Origin of the sequence: Nonomuraea sp. NPDC049655 (genome assembly GCF_044465465.1) — a bacterium.
Taxonomy (GTDB): domain Bacteria; phylum Actinomycetota; class Actinomycetes; order Streptosporangiales; family Streptosporangiaceae; genus Nonomuraea.
The window spans coordinates 20,806-28,837 of the sequence record NZ_JBITLS010000025.1; the positions used below are offsets into that span (position 1 = coordinate 20,806).

Below are 8,032 nucleotides of genomic sequence, written 5' to 3' on the forward strand. Positions count from 1 at the left end.
CGGGTCGTATGCTCGCTGCTGGGCTGTGGGGGCGTTCTGGCCCTGTGCGGCTGCGGCTGCGGCTGGTCGAACGCGTTCGCGCGGCTGGGTGCGGTGCTGGGTGCGCGGCCGGGTGCGGTGCTGAGTGCGCGGGCCAGGCGGGCCGGGTGCGGTGCTGAGTGCGGTCTGGGTGCGGGCCGGGCCGGGCCTGGTCAGGCGGGGGCGTGCGGTGCGGCCGGGGCGGCGCTGATCTTTTTTGTCTCGATCATCCTGACTATTGTGATCCCCACTGTTCGGGGGGAAGGCGGGCGATGGACGAGGGTGGGGCCGAGGCGTTCCTGGGCAGCCGGTACGTGCTGCTCGACGAGATCGGCGCCGGGGCGATGGGGACCGTCTGGCGGGCGCGGCACCGGGAGACCGGCGAGATCGTGGCGGTCAAGCTGTTGCGCAGCAACCTCGCCGGTGACCAGGACCTGGTGCTGCGGTTCGTCCAGGAGCGCAATGTGCTGCGCACCCTTCGCCATCCCCACATCGTCACGATGCGCGACTTCGTCATCGAGGGGGAGCGGCTCGCGCTGGTGATGGACCTCGTCGAGGGCGGGGATCTGCGCGGCCTGCTGCAGCAGCACGGCACGCTCCCGCCGGCCATGGCCGCCGAGCTGATGGCCCAGGTCGCCGAGGCGCTGGCGGCGGCGCACGCGACGGGTGTCGTCCACCGGGACGTCAAGCCGGGGAACGTCCTGATCGACGGGCCTACGGGGCAGGTGCGGCTGACGGACTTCGGGGTCGCCCGGATCGTCCTCGGGCCGGGGCTGACGCAGACCACCTCGATCATCGGCACGCCCACGTACCTGTCGCCCGAGGTGGCCGACGGCGGCACCCCCACGCCGGCGGTGGACGTCTACGCGGCCGGGCTGATCCTCTACGAGCTGCTGGCCGGGCGTCCGCCGTTCGTGGGCGAGCATCCGATGGCCCTGCTCCGGCAGCATGCGATGGCCATGCCGCGGCGGTTGCCCGGGATGCCCGACGTCCTGTGGTCGGTGATCGCGGCCTGCACGGCGAAGGATCCGGCGGCGCGTCCGGGGGCCGGGCAGGTGGCGGTGGCGCTGCGGGAGGCGGCGCCGGTGGTGGCGGGGCTGGCCGCCTTGCCGCGAGTGGGCAGGGCCGACGCCCCGTCCGCGACGTCAGAGCCGATCCCGGGACCGCCGTCTGGGCCGCTCCCGGGGTCGGTGCCTGGGCCGCCGCCGGGACCGCATTCGGGGTCGGTGCCTGGGCTGCTCCCTGGGCCGCCGCCGGGGCTGCTTTCGGGGTCGGTGCCGGGGCCGCCGCCCGGTTCCTCAGCGGCCGCCGCCGCTGGGCCGTCCGGTGAGCCCGTTCGGGGTCCTGGTCCGCGGGCGGCCTCTGGGGATGTCGCAGGGGGCGGGGTGGCCTCGGGCGTCGGCGGTGGGGACGGCACGGTTCCTTCCGCCGGGCGGGGCGCCGCCCAGTCCGGCATGGTTGCTTCCGCCGGGCGGGCCGCCGCCGCCCAGGCGGGCCCGGCGGCTGCGCGGCCGCCCGGACGGTCCCGCCGGCGGCTGGTCGTCATCGCGAGCACCACGACGGCGGTGGCGCTGACCGCGGCGGCTGTGGCCGTCATGGCCCCATGGCGGACGCCGGGTGCGGGGGCCGTGAACGACGCGTCCGGGCTCTCGGCGTCCAGGTCGGCCGACGTGGCCGGCACACCGACGTCCGTCGAGTCCGGGACGGCGAAGGAGAGCCCCGTCCCGTCGGAGGCGGACGAGGAGACGTCCGGCACCGCGGACGAACCGCTCAAGTCGTCGGCGAAGAAGACGCCGAAGGAGCCGGTCCGCACGCCGGGCACGGCCGTCCCGAAACGGACGCCGGACGCGACGACGGACCCCACGGGTACCGCCGACCCCCGCCGGACGTCGGCCGGCCGGAAGACGGAGGCCCCGCACACCGTGGACCCCGAGAGCGACGGTGACGACGCCCCGCCGCGCAACTCCCAGCCGGACTGGAAATGCCGCTCGTGGATCACCGCGGGCGACGGTTCGGGCGTGGAGATGTCGCCGTGCATGGCCATGGTGGGCGACGTCTTCTACCTGATGGGACGCATCCGAGGGGCGAGCTCGGTCCGCTCGGACGTGCACGTCCAGCTCTACAACACCGACGCGGACCGTAACGTCTCCCAGCCCTTCACCTGCTCCGGGGTGTCTCCGCGGAACGACGGCGAGGTCGCCACCTGCGGGCCGTTCACCACCACCGCGCCGGCCATCCAGGCCAAGCACGACGTGCGGCAGCGCTGGCGTCGGACGGGGACGGCGGCGTTCGGCGGCGGCGCGGAGAGCCCCTGGATGTTGTGGTGACAACCAGGCCTGACCTGAAGCTCTTCCCGGCGCACCCGGCCCCGCTCACGCGTCCGTGATCAGGGGCCGGGCGCGGCAGGCCGGGTCACTGTCTGGTGGTGCAGACGGTTCCGTTGAGGGTGAAGACGGCGGGCAGGAGGTTCGGGCCGGCGTAGTTGCCGACGAACCCGATCGTGGTCGAGGCGCCCGTGGCCAGGGAGGCGTTGCCGGGCTCGCTGACGGCCTTGACGTTCGATCCCGTCTGGGTCCAGGTGGCGCTCCAGCCGCTGCCGAGGCTCTGCCAGGGCCTCGGCCAGGTGAAGCTCAGGGTCCAGCCGTTGACCGGGGCGCCGTTGTTGGTGATCTCGACGGCGCCGACGTAGCCGCTGGCCCAGTCGGTCTGGTCGGTGAATCGGACGGCGCAGGAGCTGGTCGCCGGGGTGCCGGTGGTGAAGGTCAGGGGCGGTGAGGCCCAGGAGACGCCGCCGCCGCTGTCGCGGGCGATCACGTTGACCGTGTAGGTGGTGCCGGGCTTGAGGTTGCCGACCGTGTAGGAGGTGCCGGCGGTCTCGCCGAGCTGCTCGCTGACGGCGCCGTTCTGGCGGTGGAGCTCGTACTTGACGATCGGGCGGGCGCCGGGGGCGGCGGCGGGCCAGGAGACGACGGCGGTCCGGTCGGTGACGTTCGAGGCCGCCGGACGGCCGGGCGCGCCGGGCAGGCCGGCCTGAAGCGCGGCGGGACGCACGACGACGGTGGTCAGCGAGAGCGGCGGCAGTGTCTGGCTGGTGGCGGTGCCGGTGGTCGCGGTGGTGATGGCGGTCGCGCCGTTGACGTGGGTCAGCACGGTGGGCGCGCCCGCGGCCGGCGTGAAGCCCGCGTAGTCCACGGCGACCGGGTACGACGTGTCCGGCGAGCTGTTGATCAGCATGACCGCCAGGTCGCCGTTCGGCCGCCGGACGGCGTGCGCGCTGACCTTCGGCTGGTCGGTCGCCGCCGTGACGAACTGGTCACCGGCCCGCGCGAACACGCTGACCATCCGCAACGCGTGGTACGGCGCGAACGGCGTGTTCAGCGGCGGCTCGCAGACCCCGGAGGAGTTGCAGACCCCGCTGGACAGCAGCCCGAAGTCGCCGTAGTCGGTGTGCCCCTCGACCTCGGTGACGTTGCCGATGCCGTTGTGCACGTTCCACCAGTCGACGGTGAACACGCCGTTCGCCAGCAGGCTCGCGTAGGCGTCGGCGGCGGCCAGGGCGCCGGGCTGGGTGTTGGTGCCGTTGCTGCTGGAGCCGGTGTTGAACTCGGTCATCGCGATGCCGATCCGGTCCGAGCCGGGCCCGGCGTACGCGGCGAGCTGCTGCCGGGTGAGCCGGATCATGTCAGGGACCTGACCGGCCTTGTCCAGGGCGCCGGGGTACCAGTGCAGGATCACGAAGTCGATCTTCGGTCCGGCGAGGGACAGGACGACCTTGTTCCAGCTCCCGTCGTCGCCCTCGGCGGTGATGGCGTCGGGCCAGTTGGCGGGGGTGGTCAGCACCGCGCCGATCTTGATCGTCGGGTCGGCCGCCTTCATGGCGTCGGCGTAGGCGACGACGTGGCGGGCGTACTCGGCCGGGCTCTTGTCGGCGTGGTCGTCGGCCTCCCAGGCGCTGCCGTAGCGGCCGTTGCCGTAGTTCTCGTTGCCGATCTCCCAGTATTTGACGCCGTAGCCCTTGGTGACGTTGGCGTGCCGGACCCAGGCGGCGGCCTCCTCGGCGGTGCCGGTGCCGTAATTGGCGGTCACCATGGCCTGCGCGCCGGTGCGCCGTACGCCGCGCATGAAGGTGTCGAAGTCGGTGTTCGGGGCGACGTACCCGCCGGGGGCGGTGTGGTCAGCCCAGTGGTAGATGTCGGAGTAGGAGCCGCCGGGGTAGCGCAGCAGCTTGACGCCGGCGTCCTTGAGGAGGTCGGCGGTCTGGTCGGTGCCGAGGTTCGCGTCCCAGATGGCATGGTTGGAACCGATGCCGGTCTCGGGGGCGGTGGCCAGGGCGGCGCGGGCGTTGACGGTCACCGTGACGGGGGTGACGTCGTCGGCGCGCGCCGGGGGAGCGATCAGCGTGGTGAGGGTCAGGAGGGCCGCGGTCGCGGCCCTGGGCAGGATCTTGCCAGGCATCGGGGTACCTCGCCGTGGGTAGCGGTATGGCTCGACGCCCCCTCCTGACCAGGAGGCAAGCATGATCATGCGACGTGGGGTCCGGCCCGTCAATCGGCGCTGAAACTTTCACGGCGGTCAGGCGGGCTTGAGCAGGACCCGGCCGGTCAAGGGGAGGCTTGAGCAGGACCCGGCCGGTCAGGGGGAGGCTTGAGCAGGACCCGGCCGGTCAGGCGGGCTTGAGCAGGCCCCTGTCGTAGGCCGCCGCGACGGCCGCCGCCCGGTCCTTGACCTCCAGCTTGGCGAAGACGTGCAGCAGGTGGGTCTTCACGGTGGCCTCGGTGACGAACAACTTCCTGGCCACCTCGCGGTTGGTCGCGCCGCGGGCGATGAGGCCGAGCACTTCGAGCTCGCGCGGGCTCAGCGCGCGCTGCTCCGGGGGGTGCGCGTGCCGCGTCAGCACACCGGCCACGGCCGGTGACAGCACGCTCTCGCCGCGGGCCGCGGCCAGCACGGCCCGGCGCAGCTCGGCGCGCGGCGTGTCCTTGAGCAGGTAGCCGGTGGCGCCCTGCTCGATCGCGGGCACCACGTCGGCGTCGTCGCCGAAGGTGGTCAGCACCAGCACGTGCGTGCCGGGGCACTGCTCGCGCAGCCGGCGGATGAGCTCGGCGCCGCTCGGCCCCGGCATGCGCAGGTCGAGGAGCACGACGTCGGGGGCGGTGCGCAGGGCCACCGCGAGCGCCTCGGCGCCGTCGGCCGCCTCGCCGACCACCTCGAAGCCGTCGGTCTCGAAGATGCCGCGCAGCCCGTCGCGGACCACGGGGTGGTCGTCGACGATGATCAGGCGTACCGGCATGGGCTCACGTTCCCGGGTCGGCGGGGATGGCCGGAACGGTAGCGGAGATCGCCGTGCCCTGGCCAGGGGCGCTCTCGACGGCGAGGCTGCCGGCCAGGCGGGCGACCCGCTGCCGCATCGCCACCAGCCCGAACCCGCCGCCCGAGCCGCCGCCGGCCCCCGGGGTGAGGCCGGACCCCGGGGTGAAACCGGACCCGTCGTCGCGGACGTCGAGCGCCACCACGTCCTCCATGTACGACAGCGTGATCCCCACCCGGGAGGCCCGCGCGTGCTTGCCCACGTTGGCCAGCGCCTCCTGGGCCACCCGCAGCAACGTGCTCTCCACCTCGGTGTGCAGCGGCCGGGCGTCGCCGGTGACCGACACCGAAGCAGGCACCTCGCAGGCCCGCGACCAGGCCGCCGCCACCTCCGACAGGGCGGTCCCGAGCTGCGCCGCCGTCGCCAGCGGCGCCGGGCGCAGCGCCTGGACCGAGCGGCGGGCCTCGGTCAGGCTCTCCCTGGCCAGCTCCCGTACGGTCGCCAGCCGCGCGCGCACCGCCGGCGTCGCTCCGGCGGCCTCGTCGGCGGCCTCCAGCTGGGTGAGAATGCCGGTCAGCCCCTGGGCCACGGTGTCGTGGATCTCCCTGGCCAGCCGTTGCCGCTCGCCCAGCACGCCCGCCTCGCGGGCCTGGACCAGGAGCCGGGCCTGGAGGTCGGCGTTCTCCTCGGCGAGCGCGGCCAGCCTGGCGCTCTTCTCCTTGAGCTGCGCGTTCTGCTCGGAGACGGTCTGGAAGACCAGCCCGGTCATGGACGCGACCAGCACCCCGACCACGAAGGAGGCCAGCAGCTCGACCGGGGTGCGACCGGCCGGCGGACGGGCGGCGACCAGCGTCCCGACCGTCACCGCGACCCCGGCGTACGCCCACAACCCCGGCAGCAGCGCGAAGCACTGGACGAACACCCCCACCCCGGTCACGGTGAAGACCGGGTCGATCCGCACCAGCGCCGCCACCACCGCCAGCAGCACCACGAAGTACCCGGCCACCACCCACGCCCGCGCGGTCCAGGCGGGACGGCAGGCCACCACGAACCAGTGCCAGGCCGCCGCGAACAGCGCCAGGGCCAGCACCTCGACCCGCCACACCCGCAGCAGCGAGAACAGCGCGGGAAGCAGCACCAGCAGGTACGGCAGGGCCGCCGTGGCCCGCTCCCACCGGCTCACCACCGCAGGGCCTTCACCGCGAGGCCGCCCGCGACGGCGCTGACCGCCACCATGATCCCGAGGGCGAGCGGCGGGAGCGCGCCGGCCGACCAGCCGTCCCGGATCGCCTGGACGGCGGGCGCCATGGGCGTCAGGTCCCCGATCGCCCGCATCGACCCCGACATGGTCTCGCGCGGGATCACCGCGCCGGACAGGAACACCATCGGGAAGAACAGGGCGAGCCCGATCACCGTCGCCGCCCGCCCGCTGGGGGCCAGCGCGCCGAGGAGCAGCCCGACGGCGCCGAGGCTGAGCGCGCCGAGCAGCCAGGCCAGCAGCACGCCGGGCAGGCTGGCGGGCGCGCTCAGCCCGTAGCCGGCCACGCCCAGGACGACCAGCAGCACGCTGCCGAGCACCGCCAGCAGCATGTGCGCGGCCCACTGGGCGCCGCACAGCATGAACGGCGTGGCGGGCGTGGCCCGCAGCCGCTTGAGCACCCGGCGCTCCCGGTACTGGGCCAGCGTGGCCGGCAGGACGACCAGGGCGGCCAGCCCCACGACGAAGACGGTCAGCATCGGCACGGTGGCGTCGACCAGCCGCTCGCCGCCGGGCAGCGGCCGGTCGCCGCCGCGCAGCTTGACCCAGAGCATGACCAGCGGGAAGCCCAGCGCGAAGTACGCCGACATCGGGTCGCGCAACCCCAGCCTGAGCTCGACGGCGACCACTCTCGTGAAGCCCTTCATGCCTCGGCCCTCCCGGTCAGCGTGAAGTAGGCGTCCTCCAGGGAGGCGGCCCGCGTCCGGCCGATCAGCTCGCGCGGGCTGCCCTCGGCCACCACCCGGCCGCGGTCGACGACGGCGATCCGGTCGCACAGCGCCTCGGCCTCGTCCATGAAGTGGGTGACCAGGACGACGGTGATCCCGCGGTCGCGCATGGCCCGGATCAGCCCCCAGGTGGTGCGGCGGGCGTCGGGGTCGAGGCCGGTGGTCAGCTCGTCGAGCAGGACCACCTCGGGGTCGCCGACCAGGGCCAGCGCGATGAACAGGCGCTGCTTCCAGCCGCCGGACAGGCCGCCGAAGCGGGCGTCCTTCCTGTCGGTCAGGCCCCATTCGTCCATGATGGCCCGCCAGTCGGCCGGGTGGTCGTACAGGGAGGCGTAGAGCCGCAGGGCCTCGCCGACCTTGATGCCGTCGGGCAGTGCGGCCTCCTGCAACTGGGCGCCGACGCGCTGGAGCAGCGCGCGCCGGTCGCCCTGCGGGTCGAGGCCCAGCACGCGCACGCTGCCGCCGTCGGGACGCCGCAGCCCGGACACGCACTCCACGACCGTCGTCTTCCCGGCGCCGTTGGGCCCGGCGAGCCCGAAGATCTCGCCGCGTTCCACGGTCAGGGAGAGGCCGTCGAGGGCCCGGGTGTGCCGGTAGCTCTTGCGCAGGTCGTCGATCTCGATGACTGTCATGATCCGAGGATCACGCGGGAGCGGGGGGGGGGCGCCCCCCCCCCCCCCGGGGGGGGGGGGGGGGGCCCCCCCCCGGGGGGGGGCGGGG

General features: G+C 74.3%; 6 protein-coding genes. 1 reads left to right on the forward strand and 5 read right to left on the reverse strand.

Annotation, left to right across the window (positions count from 1 at the left end; genetic code table 11):
- Positions 1 to 290: 290 nt before the first annotated feature.
- The gene (locus ACIBQ6_RS48800; protein ID WP_397219379.1) at positions 291 to 2,345 is read left to right on the forward strand and encodes a protein kinase; all 2,055 of its coding nucleotides are present in this window, start codon (positions 291 to 293) and stop codon (positions 2,343 to 2,345) included.
- Positions 2,346 to 2,430: 85 nt separating this feature from the next.
- On the opposite strand, the gene ACIBQ6_RS48805 is transcribed toward ACIBQ6_RS48800, so the two are convergent.
- The 5 genes from ACIBQ6_RS48805 to ACIBQ6_RS48825 all read right to left on the reverse strand — a co-directional run bounded on the left by ACIBQ6_RS48805 (position 2,431) and on the right by ACIBQ6_RS48825 (position 7,944).
- Positions 2,431 to 4,473, reverse strand: coding sequence for a cellulose binding domain-containing protein (locus ACIBQ6_RS48805; protein WP_397219380.1), 2,043 nt, complete (start codon positions 4,471 to 4,473; stop codon positions 2,431 to 2,433).
- 208 nt (positions 4,474 to 4,681) lie between these two features.
- Complete coding sequence (locus ACIBQ6_RS48810) at positions 4,682 to 5,308, reverse strand: response regulator transcription factor (protein ID WP_352360982.1); 627 nt, start codon at positions 5,306 to 5,308, stop codon at positions 4,682 to 4,684.
- 4 nt (positions 5,309 to 5,312) lie between these two features.
- Positions 5,313 to 6,509 carry a sensor histidine kinase gene (locus ACIBQ6_RS48815; protein ID WP_397219381.1) on the reverse strand — a complete coding sequence of 399 codons (1,197 nt, stop codon included), beginning with the start codon at positions 6,507 to 6,509 and terminating at the stop codon, positions 5,313 to 5,315.
- The gene (locus tag ACIBQ6_RS48820; RefSeq protein WP_358296802.1) at positions 6,506 to 7,231 is read right to left on the reverse strand and encodes an ABC transporter permease; all 726 of its coding nucleotides are present in this window, start codon (positions 7,229 to 7,231) and stop codon (positions 6,506 to 6,508) included. The genes ACIBQ6_RS48815 and ACIBQ6_RS48820 overlap by 4 nt, the downstream gene beginning before the upstream one ends.
- A complete protein-coding gene (locus ACIBQ6_RS48825) occupies positions 7,228 to 7,944 on the reverse strand; it encodes an ABC transporter ATP-binding protein (protein ID WP_397219383.1) in 717 nt (238 codons plus the stop codon). The genes ACIBQ6_RS48820 and ACIBQ6_RS48825 overlap by 4 nt, the downstream gene beginning before the upstream one ends.
- Between the last annotated feature and the right edge of the window lie 88 nt (positions 7,945 to 8,032).